This window comes from Maribacter polysiphoniae, from assembly GCF_003148665.1.
Taxonomy (GTDB): Bacteria; Bacteroidota; Bacteroidia; order Flavobacteriales; family Flavobacteriaceae; genus Maribacter_A; species Maribacter_A polysiphoniae.
On sequence record NZ_QGGQ01000001.1, the window covers coordinates 1,010,987 to 1,033,297 of the forward strand.

A 22,311-nucleotide genomic window follows, 5' to 3' on the forward strand; every position below is an offset into this window, starting at 1 on the left:
GCTACATTTATTTTAATACCCTAGGTTAAATCAATCGTATCCAAACGTCTAAAATTCAATTTGGGTTTTGTTTATGGATTGAGCGTATTGAAATAATGTCTTACCTGTGAGATGTGTTTTTCCTTGGTTTCATGACTTAACCAACTCGCCTTGAAAGCATTGATGGCCAATTGCATCAATTGATTCTTATTCAGGTTCAAGGCTTTGGCCGTTTCATAATAATTCTCATTCATATACCCACCAAAATAGGCTGGATCGTCGGAGTGGATGGTTGCTAAGATTCCTTTGTCGAGCATTTTTGCAACGGGATGATCTTCCATTTTCTGAATGACCTTAAGTTCTACATTACTCAATGGGCATAAGGTTAGGGGGATGTTCTCCTCTCGTAATCTTTGAACTAAAGCATCGTCGCCCAAACAACGATTTCCATGGTCTATTCGTACAACTTTCAGAAGATCGAGTGCTTCCCAAATATAATCTTCAGGACCTTCCTCACCGGCATGGGCCACTAATTTGTACCCGTGGTTCGCTGATGCCTCAAACACATTGACAAACTTGCTGGGAGGATTACCCATCTCGGATGAGTCCAACCCCACGCCATCGATCCAATGTTTGTATGGTAGGGATGATTGCAGTGTTTTGAATGCTTCTTCTTCGCTTAAATGCCGCAAATAGGACATGATGAGTTTAAACGAAATGTTCAACTCCTGTTTGGCCTTTTCCAGCGCTTTGTAGATGCCGTTAATAACAACATCAAATCCGACACCTCGGTCCGTATGGGTTTGTGGGTCGAAGAATACCTCTACGTGGACTACATTCTGACTGTGTACTTTACGGAGGTAGGCCCATGTCAGGTCGAAAAAATCCCGCTCATGGATCAGTACCTGTGCACCTATATAGTATAGGTCCAAAAATTCTTGGAGGTTATTGAAATTGTATGCTTTCCTTAATGATGTTATGGAATCATGATCCAGGGCAATATTGTTTCTTCTGGCTATTTCGAACATAAGTTCGGGTTCAAAACTACCTTCAATGTGTAAGTGAAGTTCTGCTTTGGGGATGCCATGGATAATATTTTTTAGATGTGATGGTTCCATAGAATGAATAACAGTTGAATTTTGGTTGGGAAGTATAATGGTTTGGAAATTGATTATAGGTTCTGTCGGCTTACAAATTTTTCTATTCCCGGAATATCGGTTTGTCATCCGATATGCGATATTGGTAATCAGAAGGTAATGGTCTCGTATTTGTCTAGGGTATAAAGCGAAGGTTAAAAGTGCCACAGATAATGGTTGTGGTGTTTTTGCCTTATTCCATGTTTTCTACATTATGCAATTTTTCGATAATTGATTTTAATTGGGTCTCTTGAATAGGTTTGACGATATACTCGGAAATTTCACTGATCCTTTTTGTTTTTTCAATATCGGCGTCATCGATAGAGGACGAAACCATATATATTGTTATGTTCTTTCCCAATTTAGGTTTGATCTTTGTGTATTCTTCCATAAACTGAAAGCCATCCATTATGGGCATATTGATATCCAGTAAAATAACATCGGGGAGCTCTTTGTCTTCGTTGAGGTTCTCGAGTATAAAATTCAAAGCCTCTTCACCATCATTGAAAGAAACTATATTCTCTGCAAGATCAAAATGTTTTATGGTCTTCTTTATGGTAAATTGATAGATGTCATCATCATCAACAATGCAAAAATTATATTTTTTATTCATTTTTCACGCATTAAAATTAATGTTGAAAGTAGAACCTACATTGACTTCACTTTCAACGGATATTTCCCCTCCCATGGATTCAATTTGTACTTTTGTTATAAATAAACCTACTCCCTTGGCATCAGGGTGCCTGTGAAAGACCTTGTTTAAGCCGAATATTTTATGACCATGTCTTTCTAAATTAATACCTAGGCCATTGTCTTTAAACCAAATCTTTTGGACCCCATCCTCTATTGCGGATTGAATAAGAATTTCCGGAGTCCTATCTTCGGATTTATATTTCATGGCATTGCTTAATAAGTTAAGGAAAATACTTTCCAAATAAACCCGATTATAATTAATTTTCGGATTTTTTGAGAAATCACTGGTTATAATCGTATCGGTTTTTAAGATTTGACCAGAAAGGATCTCTTTTGTTTTGTTTAGGATTTCATCAAATGGAATGGTTTCCAATTCTTTAGAGCCTTCATTTTTAGTCTTTAAAGCTTCGATCAACGTGTTCAGTGTTTCTGTAAGATGGTTGATGACAATTTCAAATTTTTCAAAAAGAAGTGTTTTTTCCTCTTCCGTTTCCGCAGTTTTATAAAATTCCAATAAAGAGTTTAAATTGCTTACCGGAGCACGTAAATTATGGGAAGTGATATGGGCAAAATCCGCCAGTTGGGTGTTTTTCGCCTTAAGCCTATTGGCCAATATCTCTAGGTTTTCTTTGGTCTTTATTAGTTTTTTTTCTGCTTTTTTCTGAATGGTTATGTCTCTAATTGCTGCGGAAACCAATAGGCCTTCCTCTGTTTTAAATGGACTTAGACTTATTTGTATCGGTATTTCCTTCCCTTGTTTGTTAATACCGTAAAGTTCTTTTCCTTCACCCATTTTCCTTGCTTTGGGCGTGTTGAAAAACTTTTCACGATGTGTGGTGTGCTTCGTATTATATCTTTTGGGGATTAAAAATTCTACGGGTTTACCCAGTAGTTCTTTGGATGGGTAACCAAATAAAATTTCTGTTTGCTTATTTGTTAACTGAATTTTACCATGTTCATTTACAATTACCATTGCATCTGGGGCAGATTCTAGTAGTCCTCTAAATTTGTTTTCTGCCATTCTTTGTTCCGTTACATCTTGGCAGGTTCCAATGATCTCAATGACATTGCCTTCATTGTCCGTAATTACTTCACCAAGTAATTGTATCGTTTTTGTTTTACCACTGGTCGATATAATGCGATGTAACAAGTCATAAAAATTCTTGTCTTTTATGGATTCCGCAATGGATAAGGTAACGACTTCCTTATCGTCGGGATGTACAAAACTGAAATAGGTATCAAAATACAACTCTTGGTTAGGGTCTACCTCAAAAATATTGTATAGGTTACTAGACCATGTAACAGCATTGGTAATGGTGTCCCACTGCCAGTTTCCCATCATGGTTATTTTTTCAGCATAATGTAAAACCTGGTTTTTTCGTAAAAGTTCGGTTTCTATTGTTTTTTGATTCGTTATGTCCCTTATTATTCTGATATAACCCATACTTTCCCCACTTTCACTTTTTAAGGGGCTTAGTGTTGAATGGGCAATAAAAGTTGTACGATCTTTTTTAACGATAGTCCATTCACGGGCATCATAACCGTCGTTTAAGGTTAACAATCGATAAGGGTCAACATTTGGGTTTTTATCTTGATATCGAGATAGAATATCACTCTTGAAGTTTTTAAACTCTTCTTTCTTAAGAAAAGAAGCAACTTTTTTTAGACCGATCATTTCAGCGGCGGAATACCCTAATAAGGTTTCGGCCCCTTGGTTAAATCGGCATATAACACCGTCATTATCCGTAGCTATAATAGCTATGATCTCAGGATTTGTAATTGATTCCATTAATGTCGGGTTAGTGAAGCAAGTTTGCTTTTAGTTTGGTCAATAATAACTTTTTTTATTGAGAAATAGTTGTTTTTTGTTCAATTCCGTTATTGAATATCCTTGATTACATGGGGTATTCACGATAGCAATGAATCTTAGTAACGTCTTTTGGTCTATCGGATTTTGGATTCTGTGAAATACAAAGTCCCTTTTTTTATGGTGTTGGATTGGGTGAATATATTTAGAAATCTTAATCCGGGATTTTTTTTGGAATGCCGAGTAAGTGCTGTTTGGATTATTTTTAGGGAAATTTTGTATGGATTGATTTAGAGGTCAGTTCTTATGCTGAATGGTTATTTCCTTACCATATACGTTCGCGAGGTCAATTTTGGACGTTTGGGTTTGGAAACCGGATAAATATTTGGCAAAACCAGGACGGGAGGTGGTGAATAAGGTATCAAAAAGGACGAGTCCCCTTTCACTTTTTCCAAGCCATATTCACCCTCGATAGGATTCAGGATATCCTTTTTTTAATACAGCCCGAAATGAAGGATCGCTAATTTGAAAAAAAAGTTAATTAGGAAAATGCTAAGACTTTCAAAGTGGGCAATACCGTATAATTATTTGTAACTTTATAGGCTTGAATCATCGTAAGGTTTTATGCTAATTTAGAACCAACAATAGTGTATGGATTATAAACACTTAGTAGAGGATATAAAACGTAATGCCGAACGTTTTAAAACAAAAAATGCCATTTATTATAAGAATAATGAGCTGGATAAATGGGAGGGCGTTTCTTGGACCGAATTTGAAAACCGAATAGAAAGACTGTCAAAAGCCCTCTTGAATTTTGGGGTACCGGTGCAACAGAATGTTGCTATTTTCGCCGAGAATATGCCTAATTGGATAATTGCAGATCTGGCAATTATGGGCATTAAGGCAGTAACAATACCGATTTATGCAACAAGTTCCAAAAAAGAAGTAGCATATATTATTAATGATGCCGAAGTGAGTGTGCTTTTTGTTGGCAATCAGAATGAGTATGATAAGGCTTACGAACTTTTGGAAACTTCCAGTTATTTAAAATTAATTGTAGCATTAACAAAAACAATTAAGCTTCAGCCTTCAAAACAGAGTGTGTTTTTAGAGGATTTTGTAGCCTTTGAACCCACTGGGCAAATCGAGACAGAGCTTCAGAAAAGATATTACGAGCGCGACATCAATGATTTGGCAAGTATCATCTATACATCCGGTACGACGGGTGAACCAAAAGGGGTTATGTTGGATTATACGAATTTTGGGTCTTCGTTGGATGCCCATGATTTTGAATTGAACGTTTCTGAAAAAGATGTTTCCTTAAGTTTTTTACCGCTTAGCCATGTTTACGAGCGTAGTTGGTTGTTCTTTTGTTTGCATCGGGGGATTGAGGTTTATTTTAACCAAGATCCAAAAAAGATAGCAGAGGTTTTAAAAGAGGTAAAACCGACTGTAATGTGTACGGTTCCGCGTATTTTCGAGAAAATATTTGCGGCAATCCAGGATAAACGAAAAGAGGCCTCACCTACTAAAATGAAATTGGCGAGTTGGGCCCTTGGTATTGGTAACGATTATTACAACAAGCACAGACGACTTGCTAAAAAAGTACCATTTGGGCTAAAATTAAAATATAAGATAGCTGATAAATTGGTGCTTAGTAAATTACGGGACGTTTTTGGGGGCCGCATTAGGTTTATGCCCTGTGGAGGCGCCCCTTTGGCAGCGGATATGGTTTCGTTTTTCCATTCATTTGGACTCAATATCAAATGTGGATATGGGTTGACCGAAACCACGGCAACAGTTACTTTATTTGGAGATACGGATTTTGAATTCAATTCTGCTGGAAAGACCATTGAAGGGACTCAAGTTAAAATTGGCGATAATAATGAGATTTTGGTGAAGGGGCCCGGAGTAATGAAAGGCTATTACAAAAAGCCCGAGGCTACCGCACAGGTCTTTAAAGATGGCTGGTTTTGTACAGGCGATGCCGGTAAATTGGATGAAAAAGGCAACCTGGTAATTACCGATAGGATCAAGGATCTAATGAAAACTTCGGGGGGGAAATATATTGCACCCCAAAAATTGGAAACTGCCCTGATCAATGATTCGTTTATCGAGCAAATCGCTGTAATTGGGGATCAACAAAAATATGTTACCGCATTGGCGGTCCCAAGCTTTGAGAATTTGAAAAAATACGCCTTGGAACACAAAATCACCTTTAAGGACGTTGAAGAATTAATCACGCATAATCAGATTATCGATCTTTTTGAAAAACGGTTTGAGGAACTTCAAAAAGAGTTTTCCAAATTTGAAAAAATCAAGAAATTCACCTTGCTTCCTAAGGAATTTAGTATAGAGGCAGGGGAAATCACAGCGACCTTAAAACTAAAGCGAAAGGTGATTTTAAAGAAATACAAGGAACTTATCGATAAAATGTATAAGGAATAGGACTTTTAATATACTTGTCCCCAGGAAATAAAGGCATGATCAAAAGGGGGCTGTTTTAAAACCGGACTATTCTTGAAATGGGAAAAACGTTTCACCAATGACCGTGTTATTAAGAGTGGGTGGGATTTACGGTAACGCTGCGTTAATGGACTTGTCAGGTATTGGTTTTCGGGGATTGATCCCATCCTGATTTTGTATTGGTCATCACATGGAAATCAAGGTTTAATCTTATATGCGTTTAGCATGTCTTAAGTAAGGTTGGCTTTAATGCAATATCCTCCAACAGGTTGAAAGTATCTTCTTGCCCATCAATACTATGATGTTAATTTGTTAAAGGACTGGACAAACATTTTCAATTCAGTTGCTGTTTTCTTGTCCAAAAGCCCACCTTGTTTATTTACTTTTCCTTTTACACCTTGAATTAAAAGGGTGGTTTCTTCCGTAAATTTTGTTTGAAGGGTTTCCATGATCAATTTCAGTTCCTCGTGACCTTTTTCCCCACTTGCCGAAGCGGTTATCAGTCCAATTGGTTTATCAGAGAAGATAGTTGTCGATACACACCATTCAATCATATTTTTCAAACCACTCGGAATACTGAAAACATATTCTGGCGTACAAATGATAATACCGTCTGCATTCGCAATTTTATTTCGAAAGGCAACGATTTGTTGAGGTACATTCCAGTCGGTCAGTTCCGTTTTAAAAGGTGGTAATTCGGTCAAATCCGCTATGATTTCCAAATTGAAATTGGATTTTTCCCATGCAGCTATCCATTTCAGAATGGACAGATTTGCGGAATTTCGACTGGCACTACCACAAATCCCAATTATATTTTTCTTTTCGATCATTTGTATTCGTGTGGTTTTGGATAATAAAAAATTCAAAGGCTTAGGATGGGCTTTTATTTGAATGATTGAATCAAGCCTTTTTCTTCCAGTGATTCTCTCAATTCCTTCTGATTATCCCAAAATCTATCTTCGATTTTTTGCATGGTTCTGTCATACGCTGGGTGGTTTTTCAAGGGTTTCATTATGGGGTCTAACCGCATAAATATCAAAATCCAATATTGGTAATTATCTTGGGATGCGAAAATGTTGAGCTGTTTAATTGCTTGGTCAAATTTACCCTCATGTGTCAACTTTACGGCCATACTTGCGCTCTTGTATATGGATTGGTCCGTTTCGCAATAGTCGGTATAAGCATTGAAAAAGTCTTCGGCTTTTTCTTCCAATCCCATTTTTTCATAGACCAACCCGATCTTAATATCTTCCTGGGGATAAATAGCTATCTCGAATTTTTCTTTTGCATTGACGAATTTATTGAAGTAAAAAAAGGCATTGTCATAATCCTCTTGGTAGTAATGAAAGTTCGCAACCTCCTGTAAAATGTCCAATCGGGTGGTATCCTTTTGCCACGCTCGCTCCAATCGTTTTGTGGCGCGCCCAATATCGCCGTCCTTGGCAAATAAGATCATTGTTTTCAAATAGGGCGCATAATAGTTGTCTGGATCATAGTCTAACGACTTATTTATATAGGTTAAAGCCTCTTGGACAAAACCAGTTTGGATAAGTGCATTGCTTAGGTTCAAATAGGTATAACTTTTGGCAATGGAATCATTGGCGGCGATATCAAGCTGTACACCCATTAGTGCGTATTTAAGGTGTTTGGCTGTATTGGGAATATTATTGGCGTATAAAAGGGCAAGAACTTTGACAACTGCCGATGAATTCGGATTGTACTCCAATGCTTTTTCCAAATGGGGCAGTGCCAATCGATATTCCTCATTATACATATAATATAGCGCCTTTGCAATTAGGCTAATGTCAGATTTGGAATCATACAGTAACGCTTTGTCCGCAAAATTATTTATTTGCTCCTTGTATTGTTTCTGGTTTTGGATAATGTCCAAATAGTAATACGATATTGAAATATTGGCATAGGCCAGTGCGAATTTTGGGTCATTTTCGATGGCCTTCCCAAATAACGGAATGGCTTTTTTATAACCTTCTATTGTTCTCGAGTAGTAGAATGAAAGGGCTTTGAGGTAGTAATCATACGCCACAAGGTTTTCAGTGGGTTTTTTTTCGATTTGTTCCAATTCGGCTGGTGTTACGACAGCCTCTATGGCCGCTGCGATTTTTTGGGCCACTTCATTCTGTAAAGCGAATATATCACCGACCTTACGGCTATATTGTTCGCCCCAAATGCGTTTATCACTTGTAGCATCTATCAATTGGATATTCAGCAAAACCTGGTTGCCAACCCGTTGTCCGCTACCCTCCACTAGGTAATTCACATTCAGTTCTTGGGCGATTTCCCCAGCCCCCTTCTTTGTATCCCTGTATTTCTCAACCGAGGTTCTACTGATGACCCGAAGGTCCTCTATTTTTTGAAGGTTGCCCAAGGCAGATTCCATAAGTCCGTTAACAAAATAAAGGTTGGTCGAATCGCTACTTTCATTCTTGAAGGGTAAAACCGCTATGGATTTTTCAGGTTTAAATTCTGAATTTTCATTTGATTTGTTTAAAAACAGGAAGAATACAGCAAGTATGATTAGGGTTGCCGCCCCAATAAACCACCATGGATTCCGCTTCAACAAATGGGGTTTGACTTCTTCCTGTTCCATATTTTCTTCAAACGAACCCTTTCCCACCTCACCTGGCGGATAGCCGTAGTGTTCCCGAAAGCATTTAATGAAATAGGAAGTACTGCCAAAACCTACCTGATAGGAGATCTCAGAAACAGTCAATGAATTTTGCCTGAGCAACTCCATTCCTTTTTGCAAGCGAACCTGTCGAATGAATTGGCTTGCTGAGCGTAAGGTGTTTTTTTTGATTTTTCGGAGCAGGTTTGAACGGCTCATGTCCATGGCCTCGGCTAGTTCGGAAACACCGAATTGCTCGTTGGAAAGATTCTCCAAAACGATTCCTTCCGCCCGCTTAATAAATTCCGGCTCAATGTTCGGTGTGTTCGACATGCTTTTACTTGCTATGAACGAATGTATTGAATTATATAAATACTTCCCACTTGACGTTAGGCCTATTTATTGTAAAAATGCTCATTTGCGTCATAATTTATACTGTTGCGCCATATTTTTCATGCCTTGAAAGAAACTTTATATAATCTAGCGCATGGCTTATAACCCTTGCTGTATAGGTCGTCCCATCTTTGTGGAAGTGAAATTTAAGTTCAATTTTTTAAAATCAATAATCATGAAATCAAAGATTTATGAATACCTATTAAAATTAAATAACAAAGCCATGGGTAAAAAATCAAAATTCAATTCTTTAAAAAGCCTAATGTACATTTCCATTGCCCTTATGGTACTGACATCCGCATGCGCCCAGACGGGTAACAAGTCCAAAGCCCAAGCCGATAATACGGTCAAAGCCAAAACAATTATCGGGAAACCCGAAATGAATATTCAAATGGCAGTTATATCGGGTAACCTAGAGGTTGTTAAACAACATATTGAAGCAGGAACCGATCTTAATGAAAAAGACGCTATGAGTGGTTCCACACCTTTGATCACTGCGGCCAGTTTTGGAAAAATCGATATCAGTAAAGCACTTATCGATGCAGGGGCTGATCTAAGCCTTACAAATAATGATGGGTCTGATGCATTACATGTAGCTGCCTTTTTTTGCCATATAGAAATTGTGCAGATGTTAATTGACGCCAATGCGGATAAAACCACGAAAAACAACTTTGGTGCAACGGCCCGGGAGACCGTTATGGGTCCTTTTGGGGAAGTAAAACCCATTTATGAAATGCTACAACAACAATTAGGGCCACTAGGTCTACAGATTGATCTGGCAGAAATCGAAAAAACCCGTCCGGTTATTGCCATGATGCTGCAATAATTTGGCCTCAAACCCTATTCAAATGAAAACAGAAAGAAGACATGATATCGATTGGTTAAGGGTAATAGCCATTGGTTTGTTGCTCATCTATCATATAGCGATACTATTTCAGCCTTGGGCCTTGTTCGTAGGTTTCATAAAGAGTGACGAATCGTTTGAGGCATTATGGAAACCCATGACCATGCTCAACGTATGGAGAATTCCCTTTTTATTCTTCGTATCAGGAATGGGGCTCTATTTCGCCATGCGAACACGAAACTGGAAGCAATTGCTTAAGGAAAGGAGCAAGCGTATTCTTGTGCCGTTTCTCTTCGGCATGGTTGCCATAACCCCATTACATATGTATATTTTTCAAAAATACTATCATATGCCTTTGGGCTATTATCCCCATCAAGGCCATTTATGGTTCTTGGGCAACATCTTGGTGTACGTGGTTCTGCTTATGCCGGTGTTTTACTGTCTGAAGAAAAATGAAAAGGGTAGGGTCCAAAGAGTGTTGTCCACGCTAATGGGTCATCCCGGCGGGCCATTGTTGGTAACCCTTTTCTTTGTCGTCGAGGTTTTGTTGGTGAACCCTCAACCGTTTGCGTTGTATGCCCAGACTTGGCATGGTTTTTTTAACGGGCTTCTCGCTTTCTTTTTCGGTTTCCTTTTAGTGTACAGTGGTAAAATGTTTTGGCAAACGGTTTTGAAATGGAGATGGTTGTATGTTGGACTAGCAGCTGTTCTTTACGGTGTTAGATTCGCTCTATTTGGAACAGAGTCACCTGGGTACCTCATGGCGATTGAATCGAATTGCTGGATTTTTGGAGTCTTCGGTTTGGGGTATAAGTACTTGAACAAACCAAGTGCCTTATTGGGCTATTTAAGTCAAGCGGCCTATCCCGTATATATTATACATATGTTTGTCCTATATGCCGCTGCCATGTTCATATTGCCATTGGAAGTACCCGTCGTATTAAAGTTCATGGGCATTATAGGTTTTACCGGTTTGGCCTGCTACCTTATTTATGAATTCATCATTAGGAGGATAGGTTTCTTAAGACCTTTGTTTGGACTGAAATGGGAATTGAACAAAGTGGCCAAAGCCAAAAATCCCAAAGAGCACCCGATATCAACTAATTAGCTCAGATTAAAAAGATGAACTACAGCATGAAAAAAAAACAAATATTCAGAATCATATTTATTATGGCAAGCATAAGCTCACTATTCTTCGTACCATGGATTTTGCTAAGAGTACTATTGACACCATTACCTGATACCGTGCAAGAACAAGTCAATGACGCCATTGGATATAAATTGGATGGAATCATTGTTTATGTGGACCAAGCTGGGAAGTCACCCCAATTTTATGCCGCAGGCTGGCAGGATCGGAATAGTAAAATTCCCGCCAACCCGAAAGCTTTGTTCAGGATTGCAAGTATCACCAAATTATATGTTGCTGTCGCCGTTGCTAAATTGGTTAATGGCAATCAGTTGTCTTTGGATAAAACGCTCGCCGATTACATGCCCCAACTTGTGGGACGAATTGAGAATGCCGATAAAATCACTTTGAGGATGATGGTACAACATCGAAGCGGCATTCCCAACTACACCGACTATCCGGGTTTTTGGGAAAACGATTATTCGAAAGGCAGTGAAGAATCGCTCGGTCTGATACTGGATACCCCCGCTGACTTTGAACCGGATAAAAAATATAGGTATTCAAATACGAATTATCTATTGATCGGCGAAATTTTGGATAAAACATTGGGATATAGCCACCATGAATATATCAAACAGGAAATTTTGATGCCATTAGGACTGAACAATACATACAGTTTGCTAAGCGAAGTGAATTTAGACGATGTTATGAGCGGGTATGATGTAGGTTCTGATTACGATCTGAAGAATAATGATTTTATAAGTCCTGCCGGCTCAATGGTTGCTACTGCACAGGATGTGGGCATATTCTTGAGGGCCTTGAACGATGGTTCTTTGCTAAAGGATAATGAACAAGCTATTTATTCATCTATCTATGTCTATGAACATACAGGATTATTGCCAGGATATTCAAGTATCGCCAGGTATCATAAGGATATTGATGCGGTCGTTATCCAGTTTGTAAATACAAGTGGTGGATACTCTTGGAATATATCGGAAACCATATATGGTCGTATTGTGAAAATTCTAAGAAATACAAAAGCAGACCATTTATAAAATACGACATGAAGAAAAAGAAACAAACAAAACGAATACTCCGGATAGCATTTGTTCTTGCGAGTATAGGCTCTTTGTATTTCGTGCCATGGATACTGGTAAAGGCTTGGATTTTGCCACTACCGGATACGGTTCAAGAACAATTAAATGAAGGAATCAATCATGGGTTTGATGGCATGATCGTTTATGTGGACCAAGGCGGGAAACCACCGGAGTTGTATGCCGCTGGCTGGCATGACCGAAAAAATAAAATACCTGCCTATCCGCAAGCCTTATTCAAGATTGCCAGTATCACCAAATTATATGTTGCCGTTGCTACGACGAAATTGGTAAAAGACGGACGATTGTCGTTGGATAAAACACTCGCTGATTACTTTCCTGAACTAGTGGGGCGAATTGAAAATGCCGAAAGAATCACCTTAAGGATGATGGTTCAGCATCGAAGCGGCATTCCCAATTTTGTGGACCACCCTGATTATTGGACAAATCCACCGAAAAATAAACAAGAAACACTTGATTATGCGTTGGATCTACCGGCTGATTTTGAACCTGGTGAAGATTATGGCTATTCAAATACGAATTATATGTTGATCTCTGACCTTATTGATAAAACACTAGGTTATGGCCATCAACAATATATCAAAGAGGAAATTTTGATTCCCCTGGGACTCAACCATACCTTCGGTTCACTAAGTGAGGTAGATATAGACGATGTCATGAGTGGCTATTATGTTGGCGTTGCGGAAGATTTTAAGACTGAAGATACCGGGTTAATGCTAGCTACCGCTGAAGACGTGGGTAAATTCTTGCGGGCATTAAACGATGGTTCGGTATTTGATGAAGGGGAAGAGGAAATTTATTCATCCATTTACGTGTATGAACATACAGGTCTGCTTGTTGGCTATCAAAGTATTGCCGAATACCACAAAGACATTGATACGGTTGTTGTTCAATTTAATAATACAACCAACTTTAATGGATATGACTGGAATTTAGCTGAAATCATATATAACCGTATCGTTAAAATAGTGAACAGGAAAAAAGAACAAAATTGAATAAAGGATGCAAGATCGAATGCAGTTTTAGTGCCTTGATTATTAATGCGATTTGCTTAAAGAGGGAAGTCAAATACTTGATTTTCCAGACTCTTATTCCCTACTGATAATAGGCTTGAATTATAGGGATTTTACCAGATACGACAGAACCTCGAAATTTAAAATAACTCTCTAGGGTTATTTGTGATTATAATTCCTTGCACTTTTGGGTGTTCCTTAAAAGTAAATAAAAAGTATTTAAGGAGTAATGTAGCCTTCCCATTTTCTTGCAGAGTTCAAAACCCAAAATCATTATTTTTATAAAAGTTCAAATAAAGGATGGCAAAACCATTTAAAATAAATAGTATTCGAATATTCATTAAAAAAACAAGCATATAAAAGGATATAGGCCATATGATCTGTATCCAATTGTTAGCGATAACTAAAAACATGAAAATACTTAAACGACTATTAAAAATTGTATTTGCGCTCATTGGAGTACTTGTCATAACTGGAATCATTACACTTTGGGTTGATTCAAAAAGAACTAATTACTTAAAGGTTAACAAAAATGACCCTACATCTAATAATTCTTATCTAATTACTAATGTCAATATAATTCCAATGAATCAAGACACCGTTTTAGTAAATAAAATGGTTTATATTAAGGAGGGAATTATTGAAAAGATTGCAGATAATATTGAGGTAAGTGAAATTCAAATTATTGATGCAAAGAACAAGTATCTAACACCAGGTCTTATTGATATGCATGTTCATGTTTGGGATAAGTATGAGCTTGGTCTTTATTTGTCAAATGGTGTTACTGCGGTAAGAAATTTATGGGGTATGCCTATGCATTTAAGAATTAAAGAAGATGTAATTAAGGGCGGTATCATTTCACCTACGTTTTTTACTACAGGACCAAAACTAACTGGTCGAGAATTCATAGGTGACGATAATTTGAATCTAACTAATCCTGGTGAGGCCAAAGAAAAGGTGATTGCATATAAAAATAGAGGTTACGACTTCATCAAAACTTATTACGGATTGGAAAAAGAAATCTTTGATGCCGTGATTGAACAAGCTAAAATTTCTGAAATCGATATCGTTGCTCATCCCTCTCAAAAAGTACCATTTTCATATCATTTAAATCCCCAAATCAAATCTATTGAGCATGCCGAAGAAATCGTACAGCAACCTTTGCAGTTTGATTTAGACACCATTAAACTGCAACCAATTATTGATTCAATAGCGGAATCAAAACACACAAGTTATTGTCCAACAATTGTGGTATTTAATAATATCTACCAAATGATGATTGATGATTCGATTTTAGATTCAGAATCATTGGGGTACATGAATCCACTCATCAAAAGGGTAGATAGCAAAAATCAATTTGACCGTTGGTTTAATGCCAAACAAGAAGATCCAACCGCAGTCAGTAGAATAAAAAATCAACATGATTTTCATATTACAATTGTACAAAAACTGCATGAAGCTGGTGTAAGTATAGTTTGCGGAACGGATGCTGGTATTGGTGTTACCATACCGGGATTTTCAATGCATAAAGAGCTTAAATTTTACAAAGAAGCAGGTCTTTCTAATTACGAAGTATTGAAAACAGCTACTGTAAATGCTTCCAAAACGCATTCCTTTATGAATTCTATGGGAACTATTGAGGCGGGTAAAATTGCTAATTTATTATTAGTTGACGAAAATCCTCTTTTAGTGTTGTCGTCACTTGAAAACCCGACCAACGTTTTTGTAAATGGACGGAAATTAGATAGAAAGACTTTAGAATCTTATAATGAAAAGGCAAAGAATCGGAAGAATCTAATGGCTTCTGCTCTTAGGTATTTAGAAAACTTAATATTTGAAAAATAAACTAATGCCAACAAAGCCTCCTATGAAAAGCCCTAGTCCAGTTCTCTAAAGTTCAAATAAAGGATCACAAAATATACGCGCCGAACCGTTACCACACATTTTTTAAACGAGATTATGAAAAAATGGAATTTCAAAGTAAAAAGTAATCCTAAAGAGATAGGTCAGAATTTAGAATCCGAACTTAAATCTGTAGACGGATTAGTGTTTAATTTAAAACGAGATAGAAAAAATGCTATAAAATTCAAAATGCGTAAACGGATTCAATATGCTTGGTACCTAATTTATCTTAACAATGTAATTGTTGATGGAAAATTATCAAAAACAGATATTGAAAATGAGACCGATGTAGAAATTTTATTTAGTCAGCACTTTTTATGGAAATCAGTAATATTCACATATGCATTTTTGATTTTGGGCCTTCTGATTGGTCTCATTCTAGGTAAAATCAGTGGTGTTTCAACGTATTTGTTTGGCGCATTAATTATAGCAATGGGCATTTTATTATGGAATACCGTCCAAAAGAAATATCAGAGGAATGTTCAAGAATATAAAACATTGATTTCTGAAATATTAGGGATTTAAAAGGATACAAGTCTGTAGTTGGAATTTACTCTTACGGATAATTTTTTTTATTAGCTTAAGTAGCCTTCCCATTTTCGCCCACAGTTCAAAATATAAATCAGTATCTTTAAAATAGTTCAAATAAGGGTAGGGATAGAACACATTCTCGGCAAACCAATACAGAATTGAAAGTTCAAATAAGGAATTTGATAAAAACAGATTATGGCCCAGGGAAATTGTATTTCGATTGACATTAAAACAGCTAAAAAATTGAAAGGTTTTTCCATTTTTTTGGGAATATTCTTTTTCTTTTCTACACAGAATCAAGTAAAATCCCAATCATTGGACTCCATAAAATCCGAGAAAGTAACATTCAAGAGTAAAGGAGTGATTCTCGAAGGAACAATCTATAAACCGGAACATTCCCATGCCGCACTAGTCATTGTACATGGTTCAGGTCAGGAGCCTCGAATGACTGGGTTTGCAGAACTTTTGGCAAAAAATGGCATCTCGGTGTTAACCTATGATAAGCGAGGGGTTGGGGAATCGGGCGGAGTTTATGCCGGTCCGGAAGTAGGGACAAACAACATTGATTCGGTCAACCTCGATCTATTGGCGAAAGATGCAAGTGCTGCTGTGGACATACTTCATCACAAGAACAAAAAAATACCTATAGGTCTTGTGGGTTTCAGCCAAGCAGGATGGATAATCCCAATTGCAGCAAATAGGAACCCGTTAGTGGAATACATGATTTTATTTAGTTGCCCTACAGTTACAACTCTGGAACAACTTAGATTTCAGTTTTACACAGATGGGAGAACTGATTTTTGGGAAAATCACACGGAGGCAGAAGTGCGCGAACATATCAAGAACGATCCTGATCGCTATCAATTTAAAAGTACTGACCCTAAAGATGCTCTGAGTACGCTTTCAATTCCAGGTCTTTGGCTTTTTGGAGAGAAAGATATACAGATTCCAGTAAAGTTGGGTATCGAGCATCTTAATGCATTTAAAGTTACGGGAAAACCTTTCGAATACTGTTTATTCCCAACACTAGGTCATAATACGGCATTTTCAGATGCTACTGAACCCGTTGATATTGTAATTCAATGGATAAATAGAAAATATAATACGAATAGCGGTGCTAAAGATTAGGGCAACAATAAATTCCAATTCTCATTAACCATATTGAGTTTTGATTTGAGGTTACCTTTGTTTATTTCCATTTATAGTTTGATTTAGAATCCATAAGCTTTTTTTGCACTTTCAATTTGTTCTTTTTCCGTTGTTTCAGGATAGAGAATATATTTAGGTGCAATAATTGGTTTAGTTTGTTCTATGGTAATTTCTGTTATGGATGAAAAGGGAAATTTTCCATGAGTCATCTTGGACAATGTTTTTTCCATTTCCAGAAAATCAGAATTGGTTTTTTCAATAATTCGTGCTTTTCCTTTTAATTGAAATCCTTTCTGTACCAAAATATCGATGAAGCTTATGCAAACATTTTCGTTCTGTTTGATGTTTTTAATCGTTTGGGGTGAAGCAATATTCGCAATAATGATCTTGTCTGCTCCGTAATAGTTGAAAATTTCTTTTGGTGAAACGTTCGGGATATTTTCAGCTGATACGGTTGCAAGCCAGCAAAGAACACTTCTATTTATATATTCCGTAATGTCCGTTGTTAGTTTCATTTTTTTTAGCTTGTGTACAATGTCCACTGTGTATGGCGTAGTGGGGCGCGCCCACGGATAACCATACTTGCCCCTTATTCGCTTTACACGCTGATGTGTGTAGTTTCGTGTGGAGTTCCCGTGGACTCGAATAAATATACAATAATATGGCGAGGAGCAATTAACAGTGGACGATGGTATGTAATTAGTAGAAGGGAAGCGTTTACAAAACGCGATTCTACGTGCTGCAGGCAATTACATACCATTGTGATTGCATATGGTTTGTTGCGTGGTTTAGTGGTTAATTTAGCAAGTACACGCCGAACTGAAAATCCGAGAGCCCGGACGCTTCAGGTTCGGAAGTAGGCGGGAACAAGCTATTACTTATGGCCATAGTTATACACATGTTTTATTCTACTATTGGTAATTCCAAAAAAGATTTGTTTGTTTTATTCCTGTATATGCTGAAAGTTGGTGTTCCTTCGGTCGGGACTTTGTCAAATGTGTCCTTATCCGCTCCAGAAATCGCAATTCTGATAGAATGTCCTTTCTTGATGAGAATGGATGTTGGGTGTAATTTAAAGCTGACTTCTTCAATTTTATCAATGGACATAGGTGATGCATCTGATTTTCTAAATGAATGATACGGTATCTTATCAAACATATCATTCTTAGATAATTTTCGATGTTCGAGCAAAAGCCCTCCTTCTGTTATATATCTGCTTCTTCCGCTTGGATCAACATCTTCTAAGTAGACAAAAATCCCCCCTTCTTTGTGTGTTGAAGACAGATTGAGGGAAATTACAGGTGTTCCTGTGATTTGAAGAGGTTCTGCAAGAGGTGCGGTAGTATATGTCAACATTAAAGAATCGGCAGCATTGCGATTATCGAGGTTAAGAATATGTTTTCCCATTTGGGTTGTCCATCTATTATTTGTACCAGTACTTACCGAAAAGTCAACCAGATATTCATCCATACCTAGATGTTCATCAGATGATGAAGTATTTAATTCCCCGTTGGCATCTAAAAAGTATTGGATTCTTTGTTGCCCTTTAGGCGGCCAAATATCAGATTGTTTAAACGATTCCTCTCCAAAATTATAGTACTTAATGGTTGGCCAAGCCTCAACTCCTTTGTCTTTTTCTTTTAGGTAATGGTCAAAGAAGTCCAATCGCAGTTTAAGCTGTTCAGTAACCGATGGAACAGGGGCCACCATTTTATCAGAAACAAGAAAAGGGCTGGCATGAGAACCTCCGCCATGAGAAGTTGGCATCATGACTACTTTCTGCGGATTATCAAAATGTTGCAACCGTAATAAAGTACCTTCTGCCGTACCTGCATCCAGCCAACTTGTAAGCACAAGCATGGGTATATTTGATTCCGAAATTTCCTTTTTCCAGTGCAGGGGGTCGAGTTCTTCGAATTTGAAATCCCCAAATTTGGAATCCTTATATGGTGCTTTAGTAAGAGCTTCCAATACGATTGTGTTGTTTTCATGTTCTTTGATTGCATCCATTGGAAAATCTTCACCGACACGCCTCACACTTGCACCCAGATTCTCCACGGAATTTTGGTCTAACCAATCAACATATTGACTCCATGGCGCTATAAAACTTGTTGCAAGCATTCCATAGGGACGACTAGGGCTTTCATATACGTCAAAATCTGACCACCCAGGAATGACTGCTTTAATGGCTGGGTGTTGCGTTGCACATAAAAGCTCCGCTGTTGTCCCAGCGTAAGAAGTGCCATAGGCTCCCACGTTGCCATCAGACCATGTTTGATTGACAACCCAATCAACAATGTACCAAGCATCTTTCACCTCCGTAGGCGTGTATTCGGCTTTACGAACTCCATATGAAGCACCCGTTCCTCTAACATCAACTTTGGCAAGGATGTAATCATGATCAAGAAAATACTTGTCTAATTGGTTGAGGGAAGCAATTGGCTTCCCTGATTTCGGGTCTTCTTTACCTCTCCAGTATCGAGTCAATTCGAAGAGCACAGGAAGTTTTTTATTTTTATAATCTTCTGGGAAGTAAACGTCCATAGCCAACTTGGTTCCATTGACAGCAGGGATGTAATAAGACTCAACCGTATTAGTTTGTGAAAAACCGAATTGATAAGTTGAAACAAAAAAGAGTATAAATAAAAATCTTTTAGCTGTCATTTTCTAGGTGTGTTAAATTGTGCACAATGGTTCGGCTATGGGTAGTTGCTTGGTTTAGTGGTTAATTTAGCAAATAAAAATCGAATAGAAAATCCCCGGACGCTTCGGGGTTCGTAAGTAGGCTAGAACTAGCAATTGATTATTCTCGTTGATGTACTTTCGTTATTTTTCATCAGGTTGAATCCAGTCTGCATTTCGAACAAGTAGTATGTATTGCGCATAATCAGTAGTAGATGTGCCATCTATAATATCATAAGCATCCCAAATAGTTATCAGTTTTTTAACTTTAGTTCCTCTAGTCGAATTTAAATAAGGTGAATCTTTAGCATCTAATTTAAGCAAACTTATGGTGTTTGGTTCTGTTACCTTTTTATAGTCTGCTATACCTTCTATGTACATAAAAAGTCTATTGTCTTGTGAGTAGTGAAATCTTGTAAACGCTTTGTCTTTGTCTTGCATAAACTTTGGTAGTGCTCTGCTATCTACAGTTAATTTAGAGTCTATATACAAGGTGTTTAGACTAACCATTTTGTTAGTGTATGGTAAAGTACTGTCTTTTTTTATTCGTCCAGCAAAAGTATAGCTATAGGCTTGTAGTGTATGAGAAAAGCCAAAGCCACCATAAATGTTCTTGCTTTCCCATTGATTTTGTTTGTATAATCTTTTAAAATTTAGATACATAAATGTATCTCTATTTATTGTTCTTCCATAATTAGAAATATTGTATTCTATATTTCTTAATAAATTCAGCGTGTTTTTATCCAGTTGCGATTTCTCTTTTTCTAGAATGTTATTGAGTTTATTTTTAGACCAAGAAATTAAAGAATCATTCTCACTATGAATCTCATTATGATATTTCTGCGGAAGTTTTTCTTTTAATAATTTTCGAATTAGTTCAAAGTCTGCAATTCTATCAATACCAACAAGTTTAAACTTTGAATTTTCAGGTAGTTGATCATAAAATGTTCTCATTTTCACCCATTTATTTCTGTATTGCTCAGAAATACTTCCTATATAAACTGGCCATTCCTTTAATATGTTTTTGAGTTCCAATTCATTAGACCCTTTTAAGTACTCTTGTAAATAATAAGCTTGAGCTATATCCATTTCGGACAAATAAACATCAATCTTTATTCTTTCGTTAAGTTGTGTAAATAGTGCAAAATCAATTCTTGGAGATGTTTCCACTTCGTGTACTTCACCTACTAAAAAGAGTTTGTTTTGATAGAATATTTCGTCTAGTGAATTAAACTGCAATGAATCTGTCATTTTTACTACTTCCGTATGTTCTTTTAAATAGTTTACATACTTACTAGAAGAGCAACTAAATAAAAGTACTATTGAAATTACTAAGATAAAAAGTGTACGCGTTTTCATTTGTTTGTTTTTAAGTTCTAAACAAAAAGAAGAAATAAAAACAAAAGCAAAAAAAGAGTGTGACTAACTTGAAATGTTTGGGTTGAAATTGAGGTGTTTGGGCTAGTTCTGAAGCTCTTGGGATGAAATTGAAAGCCTTTTATTTAAGGCCTTATAGTACAGTTGAGAAATAGGAATCGTTTCTTCAGTTTCTGAGATTCTTATAAAACGCTTCCTTGCATTACCTTCTACAGTTTTAAGATAATCGAGATTTACCAAGTAAGAACGATGTACTTGCCAGGCCTCTGGTAATTGTTTCATAGTATTGGATAATGTATTACGAAATGTTTGTTGTTGTATTCCATTTTTACTTTTAAAATAAACATCTACATAATTTTGTTGAGCTTTTGCGAAAATAAAGTCTGATTCAAAAATTGTTAATGTTTCAGCTTTATTGTTCCCAACAATAGTAACCGTTTTTGTGATATTTCCTTTAGAGTACAACGGAACCTCTATCAAGCCATATTTAGAGCGTAAATAAAGCCATAATGGCACTACGATGGGTATAAATGGTACTACAAAGGATTTTATAAAACCCCATATGGCTTCAGCGGTAAATGAAGTTAGTCCGCTTATCGCATAAAAATGGTAAAAAAAAGAGAAAAGACATATTAGAAAGAGTGTTACTGTGATATACAGCGTCTCATTTATTACAAACCAGCGGTTTGTTTGAATTTTATAAACGTAATTTTCAATAGGGTGAATAAGCACTAGGGGAATTATTATGCAAAGTGCATAACCCGAAAGAATTAAATATTTAAAAGAGAAAGTATTACTATTATCAAAAGGCTCTAAGGTAATTAACAAAACTGGAATTAATACGCCTAACAATAACGCAATCAAAAAAGTATGTTTCCACTTTTTGGTGTATGCGATCGTTCTATTTAGTGAAATCATTGTTTTTTTACAATTGTTTTTTGTGTCTAAAAATCTAATTTAAGTTATTCCAGTTTAAACAGCTCGTTAATTATGCCTAACGTCCATTGTGTATGGCGTAGTGGGGTGCACCTCATGGATAGCCATAATTGCGCCGCATTCGCGATACACGCTGATGTGTGTAGTTCCCGTGGACTCGAATAAATATACAATATATGGCGAGGTGCAATTAACGGTATTGTGTATGCGGTGTTACCAGTGAGGGTGTAAACTGAACTCTGTCTGAAATAAATTTAAGTATTAATTTTATTCAGACAGAATCATGAGAAAAGAAGAACAAACAGAATTCGAAAAGAAGGTGCTTGACCAGTTCATGTCCGGCAAGAACCTTTTCGGTAAAGGAGGTGCTTTCGCCCCAATGCTGAAGAACGTGATCGAAAAGGCCCTTGAGGCCGAGATGGAGGGGCATTTGAACGAAGTTCAAAGGACCAAGGGCAACAAACGCAACGGCAAGGGCAAGAAGACGATCAAGAGCGGCTACGGCACCTTCGACATCGATACGCCCCAGGACAGGC

Annotated in this window: 18 protein-coding genes; 9 read left to right on the forward strand and 9 right to left on the reverse strand. The window is 37.1% G+C overall.

Annotated elements, in window-relative coordinates:
• Nucleotides 1–71: 71 nt before the first annotated feature.
• From LX92_RS04195 to LX92_RS04205, 3 genes are all read right to left on the reverse strand, one after another.
• Entirely contained in the window at nt 72–1,097 is a 1,026-nt protein-coding gene (locus tag LX92_RS04195) for an adenosine deaminase (protein WP_109649075.1), read from the reverse strand.
• Between the two features lie 211 nt (nt 1,098–1,308).
• Entirely contained in the window at nt 1,309–1,728 is a 420-nt protein-coding gene (locus tag LX92_RS04200; protein WP_109648992.1) for a response regulator, read from the reverse strand.
• Nucleotides 1,729–1,731: 3 nt separating this feature from the next.
• Nucleotides 1,732–3,597 carry a PAS domain-containing sensor histidine kinase gene (locus tag LX92_RS04205; RefSeq protein WP_109648993.1) on the reverse strand — a complete coding sequence of 622 codons (1,866 nt, stop codon included), beginning with the start codon at nt 3,595–3,597 and terminating at the stop codon, nt 1,732–1,734.
• Nucleotides 3,598–4,266: 669 nt separating this feature from the next.
• On the opposite strand from LX92_RS04205, the gene LX92_RS04210 reads away from it, so the two are divergent.
• The gene (locus LX92_RS04210; protein ID WP_109648994.1) at nt 4,267–6,063 is read left to right on the forward strand and encodes an AMP-dependent synthetase/ligase; all 1,797 of its coding nucleotides are present in this window, start codon (nt 4,267–4,269) and stop codon (nt 6,061–6,063) included.
• A gap of 314 nt (nt 6,064–6,377) precedes the next feature.
• Here LX92_RS04210 and LX92_RS04215 read toward each other — a convergent pair whose 3' ends face one another.
• Both LX92_RS04215 and LX92_RS04220 read right to left on the reverse strand, forming a co-directional pair.
• Nucleotides 6,378–6,911, reverse strand: coding sequence for an NADPH-dependent FMN reductase (locus tag LX92_RS04215; protein ID WP_109648995.1), 534 nt, complete (start codon nt 6,909–6,911; stop codon nt 6,378–6,380).
• A 53-nt stretch (nt 6,912–6,964) separates the two neighbouring features.
• Nucleotides 6,965–9,040, reverse strand: coding sequence for a helix-turn-helix domain-containing protein (locus tag LX92_RS04220; protein WP_109648996.1), 2,076 nt, complete (start codon nt 9,038–9,040; stop codon nt 6,965–6,967).
• A 235-nt stretch (nt 9,041–9,275) separates the two neighbouring features.
• Between LX92_RS04220 and LX92_RS04225 the strand changes: the two genes are divergently transcribed.
• The 7 genes from LX92_RS04225 to LX92_RS04255 all read left to right on the forward strand — a co-directional run bounded on the left by LX92_RS04225 (nt 9,276) and on the right by LX92_RS04255 (nt 16,759).
• Entirely contained in the window at nt 9,276–9,926 is a 651-nt protein-coding gene (locus LX92_RS04225; protein ID WP_223308413.1) for an ankyrin repeat domain-containing protein, read from the forward strand.
• Nucleotides 9,927–9,948: 22 nt separating this feature from the next.
• Entirely contained in the window at nt 9,949–11,052 is a 1,104-nt protein-coding gene (locus LX92_RS04230; RefSeq protein WP_109648997.1) for an acyltransferase family protein, read from the forward strand.
• 26 nt (nt 11,053–11,078) lie between these two features.
• Nucleotides 11,079–12,125: a serine hydrolase domain-containing protein gene (locus LX92_RS04235; protein ID WP_109648998.1), complete on the forward strand. Its 1,047-nt coding sequence runs from the start codon at nt 11,079–11,081 to the stop codon at nt 12,123–12,125.
• A gap of 8 nt (nt 12,126–12,133) precedes the next feature.
• Nucleotides 12,134–13,180: a serine hydrolase domain-containing protein gene (locus LX92_RS04240; protein WP_109648999.1), complete on the forward strand. Its 1,047-nt coding sequence runs from the start codon at nt 12,134–12,136 to the stop codon at nt 13,178–13,180.
• Between the two features lie 429 nt (nt 13,181–13,609).
• On the forward strand, nt 13,610–15,043 hold the full coding sequence (locus LX92_RS04245) for an amidohydrolase family protein (protein ID WP_109649000.1): 1,434 nt from the start codon (nt 13,610–13,612) through the stop codon (nt 15,041–15,043).
• Nucleotides 15,044–15,157: 114 nt separating this feature from the next.
• Entirely contained in the window at nt 15,158–15,625 is a 468-nt protein-coding gene (locus tag LX92_RS04250; protein ID WP_109649001.1) for a hypothetical protein, read from the forward strand.
• A 201-nt stretch (nt 15,626–15,826) separates the two neighbouring features.
• Nucleotides 15,827–16,759 carry an alpha/beta hydrolase family protein gene (locus tag LX92_RS04255; protein WP_109649002.1) on the forward strand — a complete coding sequence of 311 codons (933 nt, stop codon included), beginning with the start codon at nt 15,827–15,829 and terminating at the stop codon, nt 16,757–16,759.
• Between the two features lie 83 nt (nt 16,760–16,842).
• Here LX92_RS04255 and LX92_RS04260 read toward each other — a convergent pair whose 3' ends face one another.
• The 4 genes from LX92_RS04260 to LX92_RS04275 all read right to left on the reverse strand — a co-directional run bounded on the left by LX92_RS04260 (nt 16,843) and on the right by LX92_RS04275 (nt 21,757).
• The gene (locus LX92_RS04260; protein ID WP_109649003.1) at nt 16,843–17,295 is read right to left on the reverse strand and encodes a pyridoxamine 5'-phosphate oxidase family protein; all 453 of its coding nucleotides are present in this window, start codon (nt 17,293–17,295) and stop codon (nt 16,843–16,845) included.
• Nucleotides 17,296–17,683: 388 nt separating this feature from the next.
• Entirely contained in the window at nt 17,684–19,444 is a 1,761-nt protein-coding gene (locus tag LX92_RS04265; RefSeq protein WP_109649004.1) for a CocE/NonD family hydrolase, read from the reverse strand.
• A 162-nt stretch (nt 19,445–19,606) separates the two neighbouring features.
• Nucleotides 19,607–20,821 carry a hypothetical protein gene (locus LX92_RS04270; protein ID WP_109649005.1) on the reverse strand — a complete coding sequence of 405 codons (1,215 nt, stop codon included), beginning with the start codon at nt 20,819–20,821 and terminating at the stop codon, nt 19,607–19,609.
• 102 nt (nt 20,822–20,923) lie between these two features.
• Nucleotides 20,924–21,757 carry a LytTR family DNA-binding domain-containing protein gene (locus tag LX92_RS04275; RefSeq protein WP_109649006.1) on the reverse strand — a complete coding sequence of 278 codons (834 nt, stop codon included), beginning with the start codon at nt 21,755–21,757 and terminating at the stop codon, nt 20,924–20,926.
• Nucleotides 21,758–22,058: 301 nt separating this feature from the next.
• On the opposite strand from LX92_RS04275, the gene LX92_RS04280 reads away from it, so the two are divergent.
• The coding region (locus LX92_RS04280; RefSeq protein WP_211315828.1) for a transposase at nt 22,059–22,311 on the forward strand (253 nt) is incomplete at its 3' end.